Annotated in this window: 21 protein-coding genes; 13 read left to right on the forward strand and 8 right to left on the reverse strand. The window is 49.5% G+C overall.

Annotated features, from left to right (window positions below):
• Nucleotides 1-130: 130 nt before the first annotated feature.
• The 6 genes from B7982_RS14505 to B7982_RS14530 all read left to right on the forward strand — a co-directional run bounded on the left by B7982_RS14505 (nt 131) and on the right by B7982_RS14530 (nt 5,858).
• The gene (locus B7982_RS14505) at nt 131-1,147 is read left to right on the forward strand and encodes a YhcG family protein (protein WP_088661381.1); all 1,017 of its coding nucleotides are present in this window, start codon (nt 131-133) and stop codon (nt 1,145-1,147) included.
• Between the two features lie 20 nt (nt 1,148-1,167).
• Nucleotides 1,168-2,211: an ORF6N domain-containing protein gene (locus B7982_RS14510; RefSeq protein ID WP_088661382.1), complete on the forward strand. Its 1,044-nt coding sequence runs from the start codon at nt 1,168-1,170 to the stop codon at nt 2,209-2,211.
• A gap of 19 nt (nt 2,212-2,230) precedes the next feature.
• On the forward strand, nt 2,231-2,584 hold the full coding sequence (locus tag B7982_RS14515; protein WP_088661383.1) for a hypothetical protein: 354 nt from the start codon (nt 2,231-2,233) through the stop codon (nt 2,582-2,584).
• A 219-nt stretch (nt 2,585-2,803) separates the two neighbouring features.
• On the forward strand, nt 2,804-3,856 hold the full coding sequence (locus B7982_RS14520) for a YhcG family protein (protein WP_088661384.1): 1,053 nt from the start codon (nt 2,804-2,806) through the stop codon (nt 3,854-3,856).
• A gap of 41 nt (nt 3,857-3,897) precedes the next feature.
• Nucleotides 3,898-5,241, forward strand: a complete 1,344-nt coding sequence (locus B7982_RS14525) for a Na+/H+ antiporter NhaC family protein (RefSeq protein WP_088661385.1) — start codon at nt 3,898-3,900, stop codon at nt 5,239-5,241.
• A 173-nt stretch (nt 5,242-5,414) separates the two neighbouring features.
• Nucleotides 5,415-5,858, forward strand: a complete 444-nt coding sequence (locus tag B7982_RS14530; protein WP_088661386.1) for a hypothetical protein — start codon at nt 5,415-5,417, stop codon at nt 5,856-5,858.
• Nucleotides 5,859-5,939: 81 nt separating this feature from the next.
• Here B7982_RS14530 and dxr read toward each other — a convergent pair whose 3' ends face one another.
• Both dxr and B7982_RS14540 read right to left on the reverse strand, forming a co-directional pair.
• Nucleotides 5,940-7,088, reverse strand: coding sequence for a 1-deoxy-D-xylulose-5-phosphate reductoisomerase (gene dxr / locus B7982_RS14535; RefSeq protein ID WP_088661387.1), 1,149 nt, complete (start codon nt 7,086-7,088; stop codon nt 5,940-5,942).
• 130 nt (nt 7,089-7,218) lie between these two features.
• Complete coding sequence (locus B7982_RS14540; protein ID WP_088661388.1) at nt 7,219-7,518, reverse strand: hypothetical protein; 300 nt, start codon at nt 7,516-7,518, stop codon at nt 7,219-7,221.
• A 13-nt stretch (nt 7,519-7,531) separates the two neighbouring features.
• Here B7982_RS14540 and B7982_RS14545 point away from each other — a divergent pair, with 13 nt between their 5' ends.
• Nucleotides 7,532-9,229, forward strand: a complete 1,698-nt coding sequence (locus tag B7982_RS14545) for an SUMF1/EgtB/PvdO family nonheme iron enzyme (protein WP_233138600.1) — start codon at nt 7,532-7,534, stop codon at nt 9,227-9,229.
• Nucleotides 9,230-10,387, forward strand: coding sequence for a histidine phosphatase family protein (locus tag B7982_RS14550; RefSeq protein ID WP_088661390.1), 1,158 nt, complete (start codon nt 9,230-9,232; stop codon nt 10,385-10,387).
• A 91-nt stretch (nt 10,388-10,478) separates the two neighbouring features.
• Here B7982_RS14550 and B7982_RS14555 read toward each other — a convergent pair whose 3' ends face one another.
• The 5 genes from B7982_RS14555 to pyrH all read right to left on the reverse strand — a co-directional run bounded on the left by B7982_RS14555 (nt 10,479) and on the right by pyrH (nt 15,160).
• On the reverse strand, nt 10,479-11,360 hold the full coding sequence (locus B7982_RS14555; RefSeq protein ID WP_088661391.1) for a phosphatidate cytidylyltransferase: 882 nt from the start codon (nt 11,358-11,360) through the stop codon (nt 10,479-10,481).
• Entirely contained in the window at nt 11,353-12,063 is a 711-nt protein-coding gene (locus B7982_RS14560; RefSeq protein WP_088661392.1) for an isoprenyl transferase, read from the reverse strand. Before B7982_RS14560 ends, B7982_RS14555 begins: the two co-directional genes overlap by 8 nt.
• Nucleotides 12,064-12,071: 8 nt before the next feature.
• Nucleotides 12,072-12,605, reverse strand: a complete 534-nt coding sequence (frr, locus tag B7982_RS14565; protein ID WP_088641349.1) for a ribosome recycling factor — start codon at nt 12,603-12,605, stop codon at nt 12,072-12,074.
• Nucleotides 12,606-12,782: 177 nt separating this feature from the next.
• Nucleotides 12,783-14,243: a hypothetical protein gene (locus B7982_RS14570; protein WP_088661393.1), complete on the reverse strand. Its 1,461-nt coding sequence runs from the start codon at nt 14,241-14,243 to the stop codon at nt 12,783-12,785.
• 212 nt (nt 14,244-14,455) lie between these two features.
• Nucleotides 14,456-15,160, reverse strand: coding sequence for a UMP kinase (pyrH, locus tag B7982_RS14575; RefSeq protein ID WP_173346818.1), 705 nt, complete (start codon nt 15,158-15,160; stop codon nt 14,456-14,458).
• A 165-nt stretch (nt 15,161-15,325) separates the two neighbouring features.
• On the opposite strand from pyrH, the gene B7982_RS14580 reads away from it, so the two are divergent.
• Complete coding sequence (locus B7982_RS14580; RefSeq protein ID WP_088661394.1) at nt 15,326-17,269, forward strand: M6 family metalloprotease domain-containing protein; 1,944 nt, start codon at nt 15,326-15,328, stop codon at nt 17,267-17,269.
• Nucleotides 17,270-17,298: 29 nt separating this feature from the next.
• Here the strand turns inward: B7982_RS14580 and B7982_RS14585 are convergent, their stop codons facing one another.
• A complete protein-coding gene (locus tag B7982_RS14585) occupies nt 17,299-18,396 on the reverse strand; it encodes an HAD family phosphatase (RefSeq protein ID WP_088661395.1) in 1,098 nt (365 codons plus the stop codon).
• 232 nt (nt 18,397-18,628) lie between these two features.
• Here B7982_RS14585 and B7982_RS14590 point away from each other — a divergent pair, with 232 nt between their 5' ends.
• The 4 genes from B7982_RS14590 to B7982_RS14605 all read left to right on the forward strand — a co-directional run.
• Nucleotides 18,629-18,931: a hypothetical protein gene (locus tag B7982_RS14590; protein WP_088631361.1), complete on the forward strand. Its 303-nt coding sequence runs from the start codon at nt 18,629-18,631 to the stop codon at nt 18,929-18,931.
• 176 nt (nt 18,932-19,107) lie between these two features.
• Complete coding sequence (locus B7982_RS14595; protein WP_088661396.1) at nt 19,108-19,989, forward strand: electron transfer flavoprotein subunit beta/FixA family protein; 882 nt, start codon at nt 19,108-19,110, stop codon at nt 19,987-19,989.
• Nucleotides 19,990-19,992: 3 nt separating this feature from the next.
• Nucleotides 19,993-21,018 carry an electron transfer flavoprotein subunit alpha/FixB family protein gene (locus B7982_RS14600; RefSeq protein ID WP_088661397.1) on the forward strand — a complete coding sequence of 342 codons (1,026 nt, stop codon included), beginning with the start codon at nt 19,993-19,995 and terminating at the stop codon, nt 21,016-21,018.
• A gap of 5 nt (nt 21,019-21,023) precedes the next feature.
• Nucleotides 21,024-22,264 (forward strand): acyl-CoA dehydrogenase family protein (locus B7982_RS14605; protein WP_088661398.1); only part of this gene is annotated, 1,241 nt, incomplete at its 3' end.

Below are 22,264 nucleotides of genomic sequence, written 5' to 3' on the forward strand. Positions count from 1 at the left end.
TTAGGTACATTAATGCAGCACGTGATTCTCTGTCAAATGGAGAATCGCGTCTTTTTTTATTCCGTGATTTTGGAATAAGGGGACGCCTCTAACAGTAACCGGTCACAAATTGTGACCACATGGAGGCAAAATGAAGTCTAAAGAAGTTATCTCGGCAAAGCTGGTTCAAGACGCTAGGCAAATCATCGAGACTGCGCAGAAAAACGCTGTTCGGAGTGTTAATTTCTGTCGTGTTCAGATGTACTGGAATCTTGGCAAGCGGATTTTCGAAGAAGAGCAACACGGCAAGAAACGAGCCGATTACGGGGCGTATATCGTGAAATCGCTTGCGGAAAGGCTAGAAGCTGAATACGGGAGTGGGTTTGGCATTCGACAGATTGAACGCGCACGTCAATTTTTCCTATTGTATCCAATTGCGTCCGCACTGCGGACGCAATTGAATTGGTCTCAATACAAGATGCTTATTGCGATTTCCGACCCCGACAAACGCGAATATTACGAACTTGAGGCTGTAAACAATTCTTGGAATGGTCGCGAACTAGAACGCCAAATCAACAGTCAATTGTACGAACGCCTTTTGCTCAGTAACGACAAGGAATCCGTGCTGGCAGTCGCTCGCAAGGAACGCATTCCAGAAACACCGCAAGAGGTCATCAAGGATCCGATGGTCCTAGAATTTCTTGGACTGGAAAAGAACCCCGCTTTTTATGAAAGCGATTTAGAGGGGGCGATTATTTCGCACATCACTGAATTTTTGCTTGAACTAGGCAAGGGCTTTTCTTTTGTAGCAAGGCAGAAACGGATCATGCTTGAAGACGACGAATTTTTCGTTGACCTCGTTCTTTACAACAGGTTGCTTCGCTGTTTTGTAGTTATTGAAATCAAGACGGGCAAAATCACGCATCAAGATCTCGGCCAGCTCCAAATGTACGTGAATTACCACGACCGCATAGAAAAGCTTCCCGATGAAAATCCGACTATCGGAATTCTTCTGTGTGCAGGCAAGAATGATTCTGCGGTGAAAATGACTTTGCCCGAAAACAACAAGACAATCCTCGCCAGTGAATACAAATTGTATTTGCCCACCACAGAGCAGTTAGTCAGCGAAATCAACGAAGCAAAGAAACTCGCCAAAAAACAAGACTAATCAGGCAACATGGAGGCTAAATGACCAAGAACACAAAAAATTTGACTGTTGCGCCAGTCAAATCAGAAATGTCCCTGATAGACGAGAACTTGCTCAAATCGCGTATTTACACCATCCGAGGGGTCAAGGTCATGCTTGATGCCGATTTAGCCGAGATTTATGGGTATAGTACCGGAGCTTTTAACCGGCAAGTCAAGAATAATATTGAGCGTTTTGCGGAGGATTTCCGGTTCCAATTGTCCAAAAGGGAAGTTGAAGAATTGCGATGCAAAAATTTCACCGCAAATATCAGCACAATGAACCGCTCCTATCCCTTTGTTTTTACGGAACAAGGTATTTACATGCTCATGACCGTGTTGAAAGGCGATTTAGCGATACAACAGAGTATGGCCCTCATTCGTCTTTTTAAGCAGATGAAAGACTATATCGTTGCAGAAAATCAGCAACTGCTCGGAACTGCGGGAATCGCCCAGATTGCTGCGCAGACTGCTCAAAATACACATGAAATTGCGGTGGTTTCTGCCGAAGTAAAGGAACTTTCCGGCGAAGTTCGCGACATTCGGAGTGATTTGGGAAAAATCAATATGGACCTTCAGATGGTCATGGAAAATTTCGTCGATCCATCGACTTACAAGCACTTCTTGATTCTGAATGGACAGAAGTTGGAAGCCGATGTCGCCTACGCACAGATTTACGGCATGGCGAAGAAATCACTGTTGATTGTCGATAACTATGTCGACATCAAGACGCTGAATTTGCTCCGAAATGCGCACAAAGGCGTTTCCATATTAATTGCGAGTGACCAATACACTCGCATAACAGACGATATGCTCAACGATTTCCGTGCTGCAATGCCGGGCGTTTCAATAGACAGAGTTTCTGCAGCGCACAAGTTCCACGACCGCTACATTCTAATAGACTTTAAGACCAAAAGCGAAAAACTGTACCATTGCGGAGCTTCTAGTAAGGATGCCGGCAACAAGATTACGACTATTGTAAAGCTAGATGACATTGATGCGTACCGTAGCATGTTTGAAGAACTATATACCAAGCAGGAAACTTAATTACAAAAGCGAGGTAAAAATGAACTATACATTTACAGAAAAAGAAGTTGAAATGATGTACAACTGGGGAATGTACGCTGATGGGGAAAGCGGCTTCAATGAAGAAGAACAAAAGTTGTACGATAAATTGGAGCGAATATTTACGCCATTACAAAAAGAAAAAAATAATGCACAAAAGGTTGTAGAATTTTTCAAAGAAATTAGCAATACATACGAGAACGTAAGTTATTACTGGAGTACTGGGACCTGTATCAAATTTATTGACTATGATAAAACACTTTGCTTTGACACTAAAAAAACTAAATACACAGATGTGGTGTTCGAGGTGTCGAAGGTTATAAACAAATTAAAGTTGAAAAAGCGAGAAGATTAATAAATGCCGAAATAGCCACAATCCAAAATGGGAAGTAGGCACATTGCTCTTGTAAAATTTTCTTACTCCCCTAGCCAACTTTTTTGATTTTAGGTACATTAATGCAGCACGTGATTCTCTGTCAAATGGAGAATCGCGTCTTTTTTTATTCTGAAATTCAGAATTTGGGGACGCCTCTAACATTAACCGGCCACAAATCGTGACCACATGGAGGCTAATATGGCTAAAAATAAAGAGAATGTCCCTGCAAAAGCGGTGGAATCGTTGTTCAATAAAATATCCCCTCTTATTACGCAATCTCGTAAAATGATTGCAACGACCATCAATACTGCTGAAGTCTGCACCAAATTCAAGATAGGCCAATATATAGTCGAAGATGAACAAAAAGGCAAAAGCCGAGCGGCATATGGGAAACAAGTACTCATTCATCTATCTGCCAGACTGATAGAAAAACATGGGGAAGGTTGGTCCGTTGAAACATTAACGCTCTGTAGAAAATTTTTCAATGTATATTCGAATTTCGTAAACGGTGTTTACGAAATTGAGGGCGAATATAAATTCACACTTTCTTGGTCGCATTACCTAGTGCTCATGCGCATCAAGAATGATGATGAACGCCGTTTTTACGAGATAGAGGCTACTTCCGGGAACTGGTCTGTTCGCGAGTTGCAGCGGCAGTATGGCTCAAGTCTGTATGAACGCCTTGCGTTGAGCCGGGACAAGGAACAGGTTGTCCGCTTATCGCGAGTCGGCAACGTGGTGGAAAAGCCGGAGGATATCATCAAGAATCCGGTGACGCTTGAATTTGTTGGCTTGAAGCCGGACGCTTCGTATTCGGAATCGAAACTGGAATCTGCTATCATCGGTAAATTGCAAGATTTCCTGCTTGAATTGGGGAAAGGATTCCTGTTCGAAGCGCGTCAGAAGCGTTTCTCCTTTGACGAGGACAACTACTATGTGGACTTGGTCTTGTACAATCGTCTGCTGCAGTGCTATGTGCTCGTTGACTTGAAGGTCGATAAGTTGACGCACCAGGATCTCGGCCAGATGCAGATGTACGTAAACTATTACGACCGCTATGTAAAGCAGGATTTTGAAAAGCCGACTATCGGCATTCTGCTTTGCAAGGAGAAGAAGGATACCCTTGTGAAGCTGACTTTGCCCGAAGATGCGAATATTTACGCCTCCGCCTATGAGCTGTACTTGCCGGACAAGAAACTATTGCAGGCGAAGGTCAAAGAATGGGTAAATGAATTCGAAAAAGAGAAATAAAATTTATACCCCTCCTCCCCCACTTTTCTATCTTTCACGTCATGCAAAACGAAAACTCTCAAGAAAAGATCAAGGGCAACCCGATTGCCCTTTTGCCTATCGCCGTTTTCCTGGTACTTTATCTGGGACTCGGCATCACGTTTGAATATGTCCTCAAGATCCCGATGGGATTTTACAACATCCCGATTGTCGCAGCATTCCTGGTGGCAATTTTCGTGGCGTGCGTGCAAAACCGCAAGCTGAATTTTGACCACAAAATGAATGTGATGGCAGGTGCACTTGGCGACCGCAACATTTTCTTGATGATCCTGATTTTCCTTTGCGCGGGCATTTTCGCGGGGATTCTCGGGCGTTCAAGCGCTTCGGCGGCAGCATACTTGCTCTTGGATTTCATTCCGGCGCAGTTTGCGGTGGTGGTACTGTTCGTTGTCGCGGCGTTTGTCTCTACGGCGATGGGTACATCCGTTGGCACAATTGCAGTGGTCTCCCCGATTGCGGTCGAAGTCGCACAGATGGCGGGCTTTGGCGTTCCGTTCTGCGTAGCAACGGTGATTGGCGGCGCAATGTTCGGCGACAACTTGAGCTTTATTTCGGATACGACGATTGCGGCTACGTCTACGCAGGGTTGCAAGATGAAGGACAAGTTCCGCGTGAACTTTCTGGTGGCTGCTCCGGCGGCACTTCTCGCGATTATCATCATCACGGCAATTTCTTTTGTGACCAAAGCAAATACGGTTGCAGAAAATTCCTACAATCTCGTACAACTTATTCCTTACGTTCTCGTGCTTGCGCTCGCGCTCACGGGCATCAACGTTTTTGCGGTTTTGCTCATCGGCATTGTCGCAGCCTCCATCATTATGGTGGGTTCCGGCACGCTCGACATGATTGGCCTTTTGCAGAACATCGGAAACGGCATTTCGGGAATGTACGAGACGATTCTCGTGGCGGTTTTGGTGAGCGCTTTGTGCGGGCTCATTCGCATTCACGGTGGTTTTGCGGCTCTGTTAGACTTTATCCATAAAGTATTCAAGGGGCACCGCAGCGGTCAAGTGGGCGTTGGCCTCTTGGTGAGCGCACTCGACATCGCAACGGCAAACAACACAGTCGCTATTGTGATGGCAGGCCCAATCGCAAAGCAGATGGGCGACGAATACAGAATCTCGCCGAAAAAGACGGCTTCGCTCTTGGATATTTTCAGCTGCGTGGTGCAAGGCATTTTGCCTTACGGTGCCCAGATGCTCGTAGCACTCGCAGCCATTTCAACGGCAATCCCGGGCGCAAACATCAGCGCATTCGACCTCATTCCCTACATGTTCTATCCATTCCTGTTACTTGTCAGCGTACTCATATTCATTGCAATTTCTCCGCGCAAAAACAAGCACTAGTACAATTACAAACAAAGTTTTCCAATAACTAGTCCCCGCATTTGCGGGGATTTTTCTTATCACCCCTTTCATATTCCAACTTGGAATATATGTCTGCTACTCTGCGCAAATGTTACTTTGTAGTTTACATTGTGGGCGGGCAACCGCCTTCAAATAAAAACAAGGAGGCAATCATGAAAAACTTAAAGATTATGGCGTTGGCCGCGCTCGCCGTGATGGTAACATCTTCATTCGCAGAGCAATTCGTCAAATCCAAACTGGGTGATATCGAAATCTCTTCCCTGAAAGATGGCGGTTCTGTTGTCTGCACAGCAGGTTTCCATGACGAACTGAAGATCATCAGGAATGCAGATACAAAAGTTCTCGTCCAAGGAAAATGCGGACGTGGCTGGGTCGACAAAGACCAGGTCGAATACGTCGCAGCAGGTCCTGGGGACAAGTCCATGGTGTTTGACAGTCTTGAAATTTGGGGTCATACAGACAATCCGGGGCTCATCGGTCTCATCTACGATAACATCAATGATGTCGAGGATGTCAAAATCGATCGTGATTTCAAGGAATACCTGACTTACACAATGGACCGTGAAAGTATCGAATCTAAAAACGGCGAAAATTAATCTCATTCTAACAACATCAAAAAACGGCGCTCGGAGGAGCGTCGTTTTCAATTTGCTTTATTTGAGCTAAACGTCTACGGTCTACTTCAAGAAGCCTTCCGTCATGAGGCGGGCTTCCTTGTCGGCTTCGAGTACTTGTTCGAGCGAAAGGTGACCGGTCACGTTTGGGGCCTTTTCCATCACCATTTCCACGTACTTCGGGATGTCGGTGAACTTGAGGTTACCTTTGAGGAAACGATCCACGAGAACTTCGTTTGCGGCGTTCATCATCGAAGGCACGATACCGCCACGGCGGCCAGCTTCAAAGGCGAGAGCGAGGCAACGGAACTTGTTGAAGTCCGGTTCGAAGAACGTGAGCTTTGCAAGCGTCGGCAAGTCGAGACGCTTAGTTTCGAGCTTGAGGCGGTCAGGCCACGTGAGAGCCACCTGAATCGGGATGCGCATGTCGGGAGCGCCGAGCTGGGCCATCAAGGAACCATCGCGGAACTGCACCAAGGAATGTACCATGGACTGCGGGTGAACCACAACCTTGATTTGGTCATACGGAATGTGGAACAAGAAGTGAGCTTCGAGCACTTCGAGGCCCTTGTTCATCATGGAAGCAGAGTCGATCGTAATCTTCTTGCCCATGCTCCACACCGGGTGATTCAAGGCATCAGCCACAGTGATGTTTTCAAACTTTTCAATCGGCCATTCACGGAACGGACCACCCGAAGCCGTGATTTCGAGGAATTCCACTTCGGATTCGCGCTTGCCACCTTCGAGGCACTGGAAAATAGCGCTGTGTTCGGAATCGATCGGCGTAATAAAGGACTTCGGATTTTCAGCAAGCTTGTCCCAAATGACCGGGCCTGCCATCACCATCGTTTCCTTGTTTGCAAGAGCAACATGCTTGCCATGTTCAATGGCGGTAATCGTCGGGAGGCAACCCACAGCGCCCATCAAGGCGTTGATGATGATGTCTGCCTTCGGGTCGGCTGCAAGTTCGCAGAGGCCATCCATACCGGCAAGCACCTTCTTGCCGAGCACGCCTTCGAGTTCCTTGGCGGCAGCTTCGTTGAACATGCAAACGCGTTCAACATTGTACTTGCGCACGATTTCGGCAACCTTCTCGACACTGCTATTTGCAGCCACAGCGTAAAGGTTGAAGATATCCGAATGCTGGTGAATGACATCAACGCTAGAGGTACCGATAGAACCGGTGGCACCCAAAAGAACAACGTTTTTCATTTAAAAACCTCGATAATTGCAAGCTTTTTTATAAAGATAGAATAATAATTTTCATTTACAGCTCCGCTCCAAAAAACGCTTACAATAATTTACATTCCAAAGAAAATTTTTAGGGTATATTTTTATTGGGTTAGGTTTGCTCGAAGGAGGTGCATATGCGCATACTTTCCTCGGGTGTATATGCTGCGTGTTGTTGCGCAGTGGGGATGTTCATAGGGTGCTCGGATTCTTCGGACAACGGAGTCTCCGGAGAAAACAGTAATCTTTCTTCCGTTACAGATGATTTTGGAATTTCGTCCAGTTCCAGTTTTACAGGGAACGTAGGCGGTTCTTCGTCATCCGGGGATTTGATTTCTTCAGGAGCGGAGTCTTCAGCGGGGAATTCGGCAACGTCTTCCAGAATGCAAGGGAGTTCCTCGGGATCAGTCATAAGCTCTTCAAGCGTGCATCCGCACAGAAGTTCTTCTTCGGGAATCGAGCAAGGGAACTCCTCTAGTGCACATGCAAATTCCAGTTCTAGCGAGAGTTCCTTTGTTTATACTTCACCCGCAAATTTTGCAGACACGGTAAACGGAGTCGCCTTCAACATGGTCTATGTGGCTGGCGGCACTTACACGCGCGGCTGCGACAACTGTGCCGAACAAGACAAAATTTACGAGAGTCCATCGCACAAAGTAACAGTCAGCGAATACTTCATAGCCAATACCGAAGTGACTATTGCGCAATGGAACGCCGTCATGGGCGGAAAAAAGAATGCATGGGAATCGGACAAAGCTCCCAAAATCGGCGTAAGCTGGTTTGACGCCAACAATTACGCCTGCAAGCTTGGGCAAAAAACAGGGAGACAGTACCGACTGTTGACCGATGCCGAATGGGAATTTGCGGCCCGCGGTGGCAAAGACGGAATTGCAGACAAGTTTAAATTTTCAGGTAGTAACAACGTCGATGATGTGGCATGGTATTCCGAAAACAGCGGCGGAAAATCACACGATGTTGCCACTAAGAAACCAAACAAGCTTGGACTTTACGACATGAGTGGCAACTCATGGGAATGGGTCTACGACTGGCTCGTAGCCTACACGGACGCAGACAAGGTAAATCCGGTACAGCTCACAGGAAGTGGTAACAAGACGCGAAGAGGCGGGAGTTACGGCGAGCCCGCGGATTTTGCGCGAGTGAGCCGTCGCGCCATCCGCAGCCGCGATGGCGCCGCAGACATGGGCTTTAGACTAGGCATGTCTACGGAACTCCCGCCGGGAATGGTAAGCCCCTGCGAAGCGGCAAATCCGTCTGCAGCCACCTGCCAAGGCGACAAGAATCGCGACTGCCGCTTGATTACCACCGCAGACGAAGCCTGGATCAGCGACGACTACACGGTCGTTATCGGAGAAAATGGTGTTGCGGCAGTTTCTGGCTTCCCGAATGTTTCAGGGCAGTGGTACACGCTCAACAACCGCAGTTTTAACGTTGTCACCAAGAGCGGCACAAAGACTTACGCTTACTACGTGTTCAGCGAAGATGAACTCACAATGATTAGCGATGACGGCATTCCATACCGTCTGTACAGGCGAGCCGCAAGCGAAGCCAAGAATAAAGTAAGTCTCCCGACCGTAAGCAATCCCAAGACTTTAGCACAGCTTATCGCCGCTGTAGAACCCGAACGCATCGTCACAGACGAGCAACTCGCCCACCCCGACACAAGCGTTCGCGACCCGCGCATTGCAGCCGCAAGCGGATACACGTGGTTTTTCGACGGGCGTTGCTGTGGCGGAAACCATAAGTACCGCTTCCACTTAGACAAAAGCGGCGATGCAGAATTTGTCGTCATGGACTACGACGACACCCACCACGAAAACATTCTCGCCAAAGGGCGCTGGTTCACCGTCGGAAATATCGGTCTCCACATCGTTTTAAACGGCAAGTATTTCAACTACCTTTACACGGCGGGCGAACGCACCATGAGCTTCAGCGAATACATGCCGGCGGGCCCCATTTTCTGTCACATTTCATTCCAGAGCTATGAACGCGGCGACTTCCGCATTTTCAACAAGACTTTATTCGATGATAAAATCAAGCGCCCACGCGGCTTCAACGGAGAAAATCCAGTCTATGAAGCCGGCGATTACCAGTGGGGTTCGTAAATGAATAAACCTACACAAAGCGTGCTCTGCACGATTGCGGCTTATCCCTTGTTCGCCGCAATCGCATACACGGCGATGCTTTCAGCCTGTGACAATGCCACATCCACAACAGCTCCTGAAAGCACCGCTTCATCCTCTTCCACAACTACAACAATTGAGGAGCAATCGTCATCGGAGACTGCAACCGTCGAGCCATCAAGTTCAGCCATTCAACAAAGCTCATCGTCAAGCGGGCAAAAACAATTTTCTAGTTCATCACGAAGCAGTCATCGGCGGTCTTCGTCTTCTGCAGTTCAAACAAGTTCATCCGCAATTTCATCATCGCAAGAGACGCTAGTTTCTTCGTCTTCAGATGTAGCAAAATCTTCCAGTTCCTCGCAAACATCGCTACCAGCAAAAGAGATTTCGCTTGACGAGAACGGTTTTGCAACTGTCGCCGATGTCTACAAGAGTCTTACCGCAGACGAAAAAGCAGTCTTCATCATTCGACATTCCGAGCGCGAAGACAATGTCGCCATAGAAACGGAACTCACCGCTAACGGCGTAAAAATGGCACAAAATTTAGGTACCACGCTCAAGAGCGACGAAGAATTTAGTTACATCACTTCGGGATTCGTGCGCACCAACGAGACTGCAAACAACATTTCAAAAGGCCGTGGAGAAGCAAGCCTTCCAAAGCTCATCACGAACTACGATATTACCGGGAACTGGTTTCTGAAAATCTCCGCCGACGAACTTTCCGCATACGGGACAAAGCTTGGCATGCAAGGCGGTTCTGTCGAGCTCATGGCCCACTGGGCTTACGAAGGCGGCTACACAGACGCGCTTTACGAACTCACCCCTCGCGCCGAAGAATTCATACAGAAAGTCATCCTCAAGAATTTACCCAAGTGGAAACGCGTAAGCATCATGGTCTCGCACGACATTTTCGTCATGCCGCTCGCCGTGTTCGGCTCCAAAGGCAAAGTCGCCTTGAAGTACCATGAAGATTACCACTGGATTAATTACATCGCCGGGCTTGCCATTATCATCGGGGCAGACAACAGCTTGCGCTATGTTCCGGTCAAAGGCGCAGATTCAGGCGTTATTGACTACCTCGCCATTTACATGGAGGAGCACGGCATGGGAGGCAAGAAGCCGTCAACCCCCAAAAGATAATCAAGAACTTAAACCTTGCAAAAAAAAACAAGACCGTAACTGAGAGAATCAATTACGGTCTTTTCAATGCTTTTGCGTAGCGCTTTTGTTTTTACACGATGGTCTTCAAGAAATCCATGAAGATGTATAGAGCAGGCGCCGCAAGGAGGAACGAGTCGCAACGGTCAAGCACGCCACCGTGCCCCACAAACAAGTTCCCGGAATCCTTCGTGCCGCTCCAGCGCTTGAGTGCAGACATCAAGAGGTCGCCCACCTGGCCAGCTACTGTAATGAGGAGACCAATGACGATTGCCGATGTCCAAGTGAAATTCATTTCGAACGAGCTGAGAGCCGCACTGCACTTGACCCAGTAGGCAACCCATGCAACCGTTGCGATGGAACCTGCAATCGAGCCTTCCCAAGTTTTCTTGGGGCTGATGCTCGGTGCAAACAAATGACGGCCGAACGGTCCCTTGCCTGCAGCAAACTTGCCAAAGAAATACGCGACCGTATCGCAGAGCCACACCGCGGTCATCACGAGGATGAACGGATAGCAATGTTCAAAGCCCTGGCCATTGCCCATCATGAGCACGTTCATGCCGCCCCAGAGCCCTACGTACAGCGGAGCGCCGAGCTGCATCACGAGCCACGGGAACAAGTGGTCGATTTCGACCTTCGCGTAGGCAACGCCAATGTAGATTGCGAAAATGGCGAGGAACGTCATGCCGACAACGTAAGGCACAGCCGGGAGTCCAAAGTAGCCGCCCTTCGAGAGCGCCCACGCAAGCGTCAATGCCAAAGACGACGCAAACGAGAGGTAACGCATGTCCGGGCCTGCGTACATTTTGGATGCCATGCGAGCCCATTCCCAGGCGCCAACGGCGCCCAAAAAGCACATCAGTCCAATGCGACTAAAGTCGTTGAACCAAAGTAAAACAAAAACGATTGGAATTGCGATAAATGCAGTGATCAATCGCTGAGTCAAATTACTCATGAAGAACCTTCCCAAAACGGCGTTCGCGAGTGTTATAGAACTCGACCGCCTTCATGAACTCTTCCTTCGTGAAATCGGGCCAGAGCGTGTCCGTCACATAGAACTCGCTATAGGCGGCCTGCCACAGAAGGTAGTTGGAAAGCCTGAACTCGCCACCCGTGCGGATAATCAGGTCCGGATCGGGAGCGCCCTTCAGGTACAAGTGTTTTGCAAAAACTTCGTCGTTGATTTCGTCGATGGAGAGCTTGCCTGCAGCCACTTCTGCCGCAATGTGCTTTGTCGCTTCGACGATTTCCTGACGACCGCCATAGGAGATGGCGAGGTTCAGCTGCATACCCGTGTTGTTTGCCGTCTTATCAATTGCCATCTGCAAGTTGGCACGCGGCTTTTCGGGCAAGCGGCTGATGTCACCGATGACAATCAGCTTCACATTCTTTTCCATGAGGTCCGGAATTTCCTTGTAAACCATCTCGATGAGGAGGTTCATCAGGTAATCCACTTCCTTGGACGGGCGGCCCCAGTTTTCCGAGCTGAACACGTACAATGTCATGTGCTCGAGCTTAAGGTTCACGCCCATTTCCACAGCGTCGATCGTCGATTCCGTGCCCTTGCGGTGCCCAAGGAAGCGTTCTAGACCGCGACGGCGGGCCCAACGGCCATTACCGTCCATGATGATGGCAATATGTCTAAGCTGATTGGCCATAGAACCTATTACACCTTGAGGATGTCTGCTTCCTTTTCAGCAAGGAGAGCGTCGATCTGTGCGATAGCCTTGTCAGTTGCCTTCTGGATTTCGTCCTGCTGCTTCTTGACGTCGTCTTCGGAGAGTTCCTTGTTCTTCTTGAGGGCGTCGTTAGCGTCACGGCGGATGTTACGGATTGCCACGCGGCCGTCTTCGGCATGCTTGCGAGCAATCTTGGCGAGTTCCTTGCGGCGTTCGGTCGTGAGAATCGGAAGCGTCACGCGGATGCAGTTGCCATCCTTCATCGGGGTAAGGCCGATGTTAGCGGCGAGGATAGCCTTGTCGATTGTATCGACGAGCTGCTTTTCCCACGGGGTCACGAGCAACATACGCGGTTCCGGCACGGAAATCTTTGCGACCTGGGAAATCGGGGTCGGAGTGCCGTAGTAGTCGATGCGCACGCCGTTGAGGATAGCCGGGCTTGCCTGGCCAGCGCGGATCTTGGAAAATTCACGTTCGGTGGCCTCGATGGCCTTGTCCATTTTTTCAGAATAATCTGCCATATTTTTTGTTCCTAGTTACTAGTGAGTAGTTACTAGATAAAAGGTTAAAGGTTTTAGTTATATCTTCTAGAGGCTAAATATAAATAAAAGCAAAGCGAGTATTACATTTTCGGCCTATATAACACGAAAAAAGCGCCCCGCAATCGCAAGGGCGCCAGATTGTAAGTTATTTATAATTTAGTTACTGGCCTTAGTCTTTTCCTCTATAATCTCATCGAGATCGTAGGTTCCCATGAGGAGATTGAAGTACTGCAACAACTGACGGACAACGACAATCGTTTCGGCCATCGGGTCTGCAGCATGATCAATGATGTTGATACCGTAGACGAGGGTTTCCTGGTCAAGCACATCCGTCAGCGGGACATAGCCTTCGTCCTCGTTGAACATCATGCTCGGCATAGCCAAGAAGTCAACACCGAACTGCACCGTTTCGAACTTCATCGGGACTTCCTTTTCCAAGCCCTTGGCGGTGAAGGACGCCGTCACGTATTCGTTCATCTTCTTGGTGTAAGCATCGATGGTGCTCTTGTCTGCATAGTTACGACGAGCTTCGTTCATCGCACGCTGAGCAGCAAGGAGTTCATCCCTATCCGACACCTTCACAGAGATTTCGAGGTTATCCATCAACGTAATCGACAAGCTTTCGATACTCTGACCTTCGATCAAAGCAGCGAACAAGTCGATAATGCTATTGCTGCTGGGGAGCATCGAGAGGTCAACAGGCTCGCTGCCGTCTCTCTTGTTTTCAGCGGAAACAGCAACGACCTTCTTGTCGTTGTGCACAAAGCTGAACTTCAACGTAGACTTATGCGTCGAAGGGTCCTGGCCGACAGCGAAGTCGATAGTGGCATTGTCTGCAGCCATTTTCTTACCGTCCTTTTCAAGAGCCGGCAACGAAGCATTGACCTTACCAGAGACGTTGAACACAGACGTCATCTTGTCAAAGTATTCCGTTCCGTCCTTCAGCTTGGCTTCGTTCTTGAATTCACCCGTAAAGAGGTCGTTCCACTTGTCGTTTTCCTTCACAGAGATTGCGAAAGAAACATCAGCAGGAACAACCATCACGAGCGCCAACGTTTCAAGGGCTTTAATGTTTTGGAGAACCTTGAAGGAGCTTCCTCCCATCTTCAAAGACACCTTGAACTTATCGGCTTCAAGTTTTTCCGTTTCCGGGTTCCAGGCTGCGAAAACCATTTCAAAATTATCGGATTCTGCAACCTTGAACTTAGTATCCGTGCCCAAAGTGAAGCGGTAGTTGAACTTGGCCAAATCGACGGTGGCCATGTATTCCTTACCCTCTTTACCGAGGTCACTATCCTTGTCCACTGGGGTCATGGTTTTAAGGACATCGAGCAAAAGAGCACCGGTAACCGCATTTTCGATTTCTGGGTTATTGAGCACGTATTCATTGAGACCCTGGTTGAGCGAGTTTGCCAACTTCCAGGAATTGAAGTTAAGGTTAGAAGCAATTTCCTTGAGGTCTTCACGAGTTTTCTCGACGAAAGCCGCCTGTTCCTTGCTAACCTGAGCCTGCGGAGCCTGAGGGCTATTACTACTCGAACTATCGTCCGAACATGAAGAGAGCAATGCTCCACCGCAAATCAGAGACATTGCGAGCATTTTCTGCATGGTTTTCATAATTTCCTCCTTCTTACAGGGAAATGATGTTGTGATATAAATGTAAACAATTTTCAAGATTAACAAACAATATGTAAATTTTTGTTAACACAAAACAGGCGATTCGGCGCTCCAATAAAAAATGCTCCGAATTAGAATAGCGGGCCAAAATAACAAAAGAAGCCCAGCCGAAGCCGGGCTTGAAAAGCGTTTTCGCTTAGAATAGCAAGCGATTAGCAGTGGACGAGCGTGCCGAGGTCGCCGTTGATAGCAGCGCGAGTGAGATTGCCCTTTTCCATCTTGAACACAAAGATAGGCATGTTGTTTTCCATGCAGAGAGCAACGGCTGCGGTGTCCATGACCTTGAGGCCGCGGGAAATGACTTCCTTGTAGCTGATGTCGTCGAAGCGGGTAGCCGTCGGATCCTTGACCGGGTCGGCCGTGTAGATGCCGTCGACCTTGGTGGCCTTCATGATGACGTCACATTCGCTTTCGATAGCGCGGAGAGCGGCGCAGCTGTCCGTCGTGAAGAACGGGTTGCCCGTACCGGCAGAGAAGATGACCACGGAGCCAGCGGACAAGAGCTTGAGGGCCTTGCGACGGTCGAAGAATTCGCAGACCGGTTCCATGCGGATAGCGGACATCACCACAGAGTCAATGCCCTGCTTGTCGAGAGCGTCCTGCATGGCAAGGCCGTTCATCACAGTGCCGAGCATGCCCATGGCATCGCCCTGGGCGCGGTTCATGCCGCCTGCAGAAGCAGAAATGCCACGAACGAGGTTGCCTCCGCCAATCACGAGAGCGACTTGCACGCCCTGCTTGACGATAGAAGCAATTTCGGAGGCCATGTCAGAAAGAATCTGGTTGTCGATGCCGTGGCCCTTTTCGCCTGCGAGGGCTTCGCCACTGAGCTTGAGAAGAATGCGTTTGAATTTCATAATCTAGCCACTAGTTATTAGTCATTAGTTATTAGTGTTTCGGAGGAAATGTAATAAAAATAGGCTATGGTCAAAATGAATAGTCCTTGCTTTTTTCATACGAAACGCCTTCTTGCCGTAAATTAATGTATTTCTAAAAATGGATTAAAGGGAAAGGGATGTTTTATGAAAACCAAAATTGCATTCGGCTTATTAATGGGGCTATTGTTGCTCCCGACGATGCTTTTTGCCGACATCGTTTATCAAGGGAAAAGGGTCCAAGAGTGGCCCGAAGAGGCCCGGCCGACATTCAGTAACCATAATGCCAACCAGCCTCGCTTTGTTTTGGGAAAAACGACTGCAACACAAAGCCATTATGCCGCCCCCAAGGGCAAAATTTACAGCCTCACGCTCCTCGTCGATTTTTCAGACCAGAAGGCGCCCGTCTCGGTAGCCGACGTTGAAGAATGGCTGAACAAGGAAGGGTTCAACAGGGACGGCTGTAACGGATCCGTGCGCGACTACTATCTAGACGTTTCGAACGGGCAGCTAGACCTCACCAATGAAGTTTACGGCTGGTACCGCGCCAAACATCCCAAATCCTGGTACGAGAGCCTGCAAGGATATACGGGATCGGATTCGCTCATGAAAGAAGTATTCGCGTATTTCGATTCGCAGGTGGATTATTCGCGCTACGACAATGACAAGGACGGCACCACCGAAGCCATCAACATCGTCTACGCAGGCCCCGGACAAACATGGGGACAAGGCCTTTGGCCGCATTCCGGATGGTCCAACGAAAGGCGCGACGGAGTCCGGCTCACGCATCATCAAATGACGGACATGCCCGGCAAGTTTTCCATTTACGTCTTTGTGCATGAATCGGGACACATGATTTTTGGCTGGCCGGACCTTTATTGGTACGGCGATTACTGCACCATGGGCAACCGTGCGCATGATTTGAACCCAGTCGCCATCAACGACTTTTACCGCGCGGACCAAGGCTGGATTCCCTTTGTGGACGTAACCAGCAATGACGTGAGTCTCGAAACCACAAAGCCTGGCGAAGTGTGTTACCGCTACAAGAACCCCGCAAGGCCAAACCAAGAAGGTTTGGTATGGTCCTACGTACAAAACAAGGGTCGCAACCAAGTGCTAAAAGGAAGCGGACTCTTGATGCAGCACTACGATTTTTCGATCGGCGCCAATTCCGCTTCGGACAAACTCGGATTGAGAATCGTCCGAGCCAATCACACAGAACCGTCCCTCAACGGTGACAAAGACCAATGGCCAAGTCCCGGTAGTACCGCAGATGCATTCTTCAAAAGCGGGACATACCCAGAATTTTCGGACGAAACCTACCCCGCAATCACTTGGTATAGCGGAGCCAAAACGGGACTCAAGATTACGGACATCGGAACGCCCGGAGAAACGCTCACGTTCTGCATCGGCGGGAACTGCCCTGAACCAGAATCTTCAAGTTCAACGGGAATTGTGTCGAGTTCATCGAGCGCAGTTGTTTCAAGCTCGTCAAGTGCGCCGAAGCCCGAAAGTTCAAGTAGCGCCGTCGAAATAAAAATTGAGAAAATTGCATTTGAAGTGACGCTCCCGATAGACAACAATTATGCATACGTCACACTTGACTTAAAAGGTGATGACGTTGCAAAAATTCTAGGCATCAAGCGAACCGAAATTGAAGGCAAAGTAGAATTCTACGGTATAGAACCCGATGGAACGCTCAACAGCCGCACCACCGGCGAAGGGACCGGACATTGGTTTGACAAGGACGGTAAAATCGTCGCCTGGGATCCGAACGATTCAAGCATCGTTTATTCTAACGTAGACCTTTCGACAATGACCACAAAAATCGGACACATGCCGAACAAGGTCAAGGCCGGAGATTCGTTCACCGTGCGACAAGCGGTCGTTTACGAAAGCAAGCAAGTCACTTTTGAAATCACGGTCACGATACAGCAGAAGACAACTCGAATTTCAAGCATCCGCAGTTCAAAACGCGGCAAGCCCGGAAACATGATTTTCAATGCGCTCGGAAAACCCGTCGGAAAGCGCAACGCGAACGGCTCTCTGCCCGACTTGCCCAAAGGTATTTACGTGGAAATTGCGAAGTAATTCGGAATGCGCGGCACCCGCTGCGCATTTTATTTTGCCTTCTGGACACCTTCACCGTAGATAGTCTTCCAGTCGTTTTTCATGGACACGGGAATCCATCCGTTCTTTTCGCTCGCGGTGCGCATTTTATCGGCTTTCGCCTCGTTGCCATATTCGCGTTCCAGGTCATCGCAAAGCAACATGAAGCCCATTGATCTGTACTTGTTGTTAGAAATTGCATAATTCAAGAGGCTTGCATCCGTGCCGCTGTTGCCAAAGGCAAGTACCGGTTGGTAACCGATTTCACTCGCGAGAGTCGTTACCTTGTTCGTCTGCAAATTCTTGATAATGCTCTGCCCTGCAAGTACAAGATTGTCGCCGTTCTGGAATGTGTATGCAAGACCGTCCGCACCTTTTTGGTTGCTCGACACTACGACCACATCGGAACCGATAATTTGTTTGGGCGGGAGACCGAGACCGTCAACAACGACCGGGCGCATCGTATAGCGTTCCGTACCGCTGCTCACGTAAACAGTGAAACCATTAGCCGTTAAGTATTTTACCACTTCAACCATAGGCTTGTAATAAGCCTCGCCACGCTTGAGTCCCGTAAAGCCCAGCTGCGGTTCTTGCATAAACGCACGAACATACGATTCGAATTCCGAAAGCGTCATGCCCTTGTAAGCCTCGGCCACCATGCGTTCGCGCTCTGCGCTCAGCCCCGGGAAAATTTTCTTTTCGCGGCCCTCGCGAGCCGCCTTCAACTGCTTTTTCGAAGGCTTGTAAGTAGAATCGTCAAGAACGCGGTGCTCGAAAAGCATCCAGTCAAAATACGTCGGAGCTGTTTCGAGGAACAGCGTGCCATCCCAATCGAAAACAGCAATGCGGCGTTCCGCCGGAATAAAATCTGGAGAAGTTGAATCGGTCGTTGCACGCACAAACGCTTCAAGAGAATCTTTCGCGGGAGCGTGATCGTTCCAAAGCGAAAGAGATTCTTGAGGCCTCTCGGGAAGTTCGCGAGATTCCGCCGGGACTGCCGCGGACTTCTCTTCATATTTTGAGCAGTCCTCACAAGACGCCCGCTTATCGCAACAGCCAGTCAAGAACATCGCCGCCACAGAACCAACTGCAAAAATTTTTGCAATCATACTTTGCTCCCCTTATTCAGAAAAATTTTTGATGACAATTGCAATGATAAAAATTTTACATAAAAAGGGTGAGCCAATCGTATGAAAAAAGCGTGTATAAGTAATCGGAGGTTCTATAAAAACTTTTAAAGGATACAATGAATACACGCAAAAAAACACCTTAATTCCGCACAATTCTTGAATATGTTGACAAAATCAAAATCTTTGTTTATACTCTACATAGAGGTTTAATATGCCATATGTATATGTTAAAGATTCAGAAGGTTTCGTTTTCAAGAAGAAAGAATCCGAAGTTGTTGCCGGAGAAAAGATCATCTCCGAAAAAGAATACTTGAAAAAATCTGGACTCGCTTTATACGAGAAGAAATTCGGACATGGGGGCGCTCGCGAAAATGCAGGAAGAAAAACTAAGTTTGCCTCTCCGCTGAAATTTCAGATTCGCGTAACGAAAGAAGAAAAGGAATTTTTGACCATCGCGAGAAACAAAAAGCTGAATTTCGCAACTTTGATGAATCTCGCTTTGAAAGCGGATTAACGCCCGCCCCTAAACATTACAAAATCATTACACAATTCTTAAAATGGAGTTATTTTCGGCCCGTTCGGAGCATATTCAAAAATCCGTCGGGCTTAATAATTTTATCTTGTAGCTTGTAAAATTTTGCAGAGTAGCAGGATTTTCAATTAACCGTTAAATTAAAACACTATAGTAATATGAGTCTTAAAATCGTTGTGCTTGCAAAGCAAGTACCTGATACACGAAACGTAGGCCCGGACGCCATGACGCCGCAGGGTACTATCAATCGTGCCGCATTGCCCGCGGTCTTCAACCCCGAAGACCTGAACGCCCTGGAGCAAGCCCTTCGTTTGAAGGACCAGTTCCCTGGTTCCACCATCTCCGTGTTGACCATGGGTCTCCCGAAGTCCGCTGAAGTCGTCCGCGAAGCTTTGTACCGCGGTGCTGACTGCGGTTACGTCGTGACGGACCGCCCGCTCGGTGGTGCTGACACGCTCGCTACGAGCTACACGCTCGCCCAGGCTGTGAAGAAGATCGGTGACTACGACATTATTCTCGGTGGCCGCCAGGCTATCGACGGCGATACCGCACAGGTCGGTCCGCAGATTGCAGAAAAGCTCGGACTTACTCAAGTCACTTACGCCGAAGAAATCTTGAAGCTCGACGAACAGGCACGCAAGGTCGTGATCCGCCGCCACATCGACGGTGGTGTCGAAACTGTGGAAGCACCGCTCCCGCTGGTCGTGACCGTGAACGGCAGTGCAGCTCCGTGCCGTCCGCGCAATGCAAAGCGCATCATGAAGTTCAAGAACGCTACTGCAATTGCCGAACGCAAGCCGGAAGATGCTGACAAGTACGCAGCTCTCATCGCTAAGAAGCCCTACCTCGACATCCCGCAGTGGGGTGCAGCCGATATCGACGCCGACCCGGCTCAGATCGGTAAGGCAGGTTCGCCGACGAACGTGAAGGCCGTCAAGAACATCGTGTTCAAGGCCAAGGAAAGCCGCACGCTCTCCGCAAGCGACGCCGACATTGAAGGACTTATCAAGGAACTTTTAGACGGGAAGATTATTGGCTAACCTATGAATAACGTATTTGTATATTGCGAAATTGAGGGAACCACCGTCGTTGACGTTTCCCTTGAACTGCTTTCTAAGGGTCGCAAGTTGGCCAACACTCTCGGCGTTCAGCTCGAGTGCATTTGCGCTGGCAAGGGCCTTGATGGCATTGAAAAACAGGTTTTCCCTTACGGTGTGGACAAGGTTCATGTGTTCGACGCCGAAGGCCTGTTCCCCTACACCACCAACCCGCACGCATCTCTCGTGGTGAACCTCTTCAAGGAAGAACAGCCGCAGATTTGCTTGCTCGGTGCAACGGTTATCGGCCGTGACCTCGGCCCGCGCATCTCCAGCGCCATGCACAGCGGCCTTACCGCTGACTGTACCGAACTCGAAATCGACAGCTTCGAAATGAGCATCGGTGGCGTGAAGAAGTTCTACGAAAACCAGCTCTGCCAGATCCGTCCGGCATTCGGCGGTAACATCGTCGCAACGATTGTGAACCCGGAACACCGCCCGCAGATGGCAACCGTCCGCGAAGGCGTGATGAAGAAGGAAATCGTGGACCCAAACTACAAGGGCGAAGTCATCAAGCACGACGTGGCCAAGTACGTTCCGGAAACGGAATACGTGGTCAAGGTGCTCGAACGCCATGTGGAAAAGGCCAAGCACAACCTCAAGGGCGCTCCGATCGTGGTCGCCGGTGGTTACGGCATGGGCTCCAAGGAAAACTTCAACATGCTGTTCGAACTTGCCAAGGAACTCCACGCTGAAGTCGGTGCTAGCCGCGCCGCTGTGGACGCAGGTTTCGTCGATCATGACCGTCAGATCGGTCAGACTGGCGTGACGGTCCGCCCGAAGGTCTATATCGCTTTCGGTATTTCCGGCCAGATCCAGCACCTCGCTGGCATGCAGGATTCAGGTATCATCATCTCCGTGAACTCCGACCCCGAAGCTCCGATCAACGCTATCGCTGATTACGTGATCAACGGCACCGTCGAAGAAGTTCTCCCGAAGATGATCAAGTATTACAAGGCAAACAACAAGTAAGCGCTATGGCAAATTTCTACACAGATCACCCCGAGATTAAATTCAACCTCGAAAGCAGCCCCTTGATGCAGCGCATTGTCGAGCTCAAGGAAAACGGCTTTGCTGACAAGGACAATTTCGACTATGCGCCGGAAGATTTTGCCGACGCTATGGACAACTACAACCGCGTGCTCGAAGTCGCTGGCGACATCACCGCAAACACGGTCTTCCCGAACTCCGAAGACGTGGATGCCGAAGGTCCGCACTGCGAAAACGGCCGCGTCCGCTACGCATCCAAGACCTACGAAAACCTCGAAGCCACCCGCAAGGCTGGCCTCAACGGTGTCACGATGCCGCGCCGCTTTGGCGGCCTCAACTTCCCGATTACCGCCTACACGGCCATCAACGAAATGATTGCCTCTGCAGACGCCGGTTTCGAGAACATCTGGTCCCTCCAGGACTGCATTGAAACGCTCTATGAATTCGGCGACGAAGACCAGCGTTCCCGTTTCATCCCGCGCATCTGCGCCGGCGAAACGATGTCCATGGACTTGACCGAACCGGATGCAGGTTCTGACTTGCAGCGCGTGATGCTCAAGGCCACCTACAGCGAAGCTGACAAGTGCTGGTACTTGAACGGCGTGAAGCGCTTCATCACGAACGGCGACTCCGACATTCACCTGGTGCTCGCCCGCTCCGAAGAAGGCACGCACGATGGTCGTGGTCTTTCCATGTTCATTTACGACAAGCGTGACGGTGGCGTTGACGTTCGCCGCATCGAAAACAAGCTCGGTATTCACGGAAGCCCGACGTGCGAACTTGTCTATAAGAACGCCAAGGCTGAACTCTGCGGCCGCCGCAAGTTCGGTCTCATCAAGTACGTGATGGCCCTCATGAACGGCGCACGCCTCGGCATTGCCGCTCAGTCCGTGGGCATCAGCCAGATGGCCTACAACGAAGCATTGGCATACGCCAAGGACCGTAAGCAGTTCGGTCAGGCTATTGTGAACTTCCCCGCCGTCTACGAAATGATCTCGAACATCAAGGCTCGCCTCGATGCAGGCCGTGCCCTCTTGTACCAGACAGCTCGTTACGTCGATATCTACAAGTGCCTCGAAGACATCGAACGCACCCGCAAGCTCACCGACGACGAAAAGAAGGAACTCAAGCTTTACCAGAAGCTCGCTTCCGCTTGCACGCCGCTCGCCAAGGGCATGAACTCCGAATACGCAAACCAGAACAGCTACGACTGTATCCAGGTTCACGG

This window comes from Fibrobacter sp. UWB2 (assembly GCF_002210425.1).
Taxonomy (GTDB): domain Bacteria; phylum Fibrobacterota; class Fibrobacteria; order Fibrobacterales; family Fibrobacteraceae; genus Fibrobacter; species Fibrobacter elongatus.

Excerpts from the sequence above, each read along its gene's own strand:
- B7982_RS14585 (WP_088661395.1), bottom strand. The coding sequence starts at position 18,396 with ATGATTGCAAAAATTTTTGCAGTTGGTTCTGTGGCGGCGATGTTCTTG.
- B7982_RS14505 (WP_088661381.1), top strand. The coding sequence starts at position 131 with ATGAAGTCTAAAGAAGTTATCTCGGCAAAGCTGGTTCAAGACGCTAGG.
- B7982_RS14570 (WP_088661393.1), bottom strand. The coding sequence starts at position 14,243 with ATGAAAACCATGCAGAAAATGCTCGCAATGTCTCTGATTTGCGGTGGA.
- B7982_RS14525 (WP_088661385.1), top strand. The coding sequence starts at position 3,898 with ATGCAAAACGAAAACTCTCAAGAAAAGATCAAGGGCAACCCGATTGCC.
- B7982_RS14595 (WP_088661396.1), top strand. The coding sequence starts at position 19,108 with ATGAGTCTTAAAATCGTTGTGCTTGCAAAGCAAGTACCTGATACACGA.
- B7982_RS14520 (WP_088661384.1), top strand. The coding sequence starts at position 2,804 with ATGGCTAAAAATAAAGAGAATGTCCCTGCAAAAGCGGTGGAATCGTTG.
- B7982_RS14550 (WP_088661390.1), top strand. The coding sequence starts at position 9,230 with ATGAATAAACCTACACAAAGCGTGCTCTGCACGATTGCGGCTTATCCC.
- B7982_RS14530 (WP_088661386.1), top strand. The coding sequence starts at position 5,415 with ATGAAAAACTTAAAGATTATGGCGTTGGCCGCGCTCGCCGTGATGGTA.
- B7982_RS14540 (WP_088661388.1), bottom strand. The coding sequence starts at position 7,518 with ATGACTGATCCCGAGGAACTCCCTTGCATTCTGGAAGACGTTGCCGAA.
- pyrH (WP_173346818.1), bottom strand. The coding sequence starts at position 15,160 with ATGAAATTCAAACGCATTCTTCTCAAGCTCAGTGGCGAAGCCCTCGCA.
- B7982_RS14590 (WP_088631361.1), top strand. The coding sequence starts at position 18,629 with ATGCCATATGTATATGTTAAAGATTCAGAAGGTTTCGTTTTCAAGAAG.
- B7982_RS14580 (WP_088661394.1), top strand. The coding sequence starts at position 15,326 with ATGAAAACCAAAATTGCATTCGGCTTATTAATGGGGCTATTGTTGCTC.
- frr (WP_088641349.1), bottom strand. The coding sequence starts at position 12,605 with ATGGCAGATTATTCTGAAAAAATGGACAAGGCCATCGAGGCCACCGAA.
- dxr (WP_088661387.1), bottom strand. The coding sequence starts at position 7,088 with ATGAAAAACGTTGTTCTTTTGGGTGCCACCGGTTCTATCGGTACCTCT.
- B7982_RS14510 (WP_088661382.1), top strand. The coding sequence starts at position 1,168 with ATGACCAAGAACACAAAAAATTTGACTGTTGCGCCAGTCAAATCAGAA.
- B7982_RS14555 (WP_088661391.1), bottom strand. The coding sequence starts at position 11,360 with ATGAGTAATTTGACTCAGCGATTGATCACTGCATTTATCGCAATTCCA.
- B7982_RS14560 (WP_088661392.1), bottom strand. The coding sequence starts at position 12,063 with ATGGCCAATCAGCTTAGACATATTGCCATCATCATGGACGGTAATGGC.
- B7982_RS14600 (WP_088661397.1), top strand. The coding sequence starts at position 19,993 with ATGAATAACGTATTTGTATATTGCGAAATTGAGGGAACCACCGTCGTT.
- B7982_RS14515 (WP_088661383.1), top strand. The coding sequence starts at position 2,231 with ATGAACTATACATTTACAGAAAAAGAAGTTGAAATGATGTACAACTGG.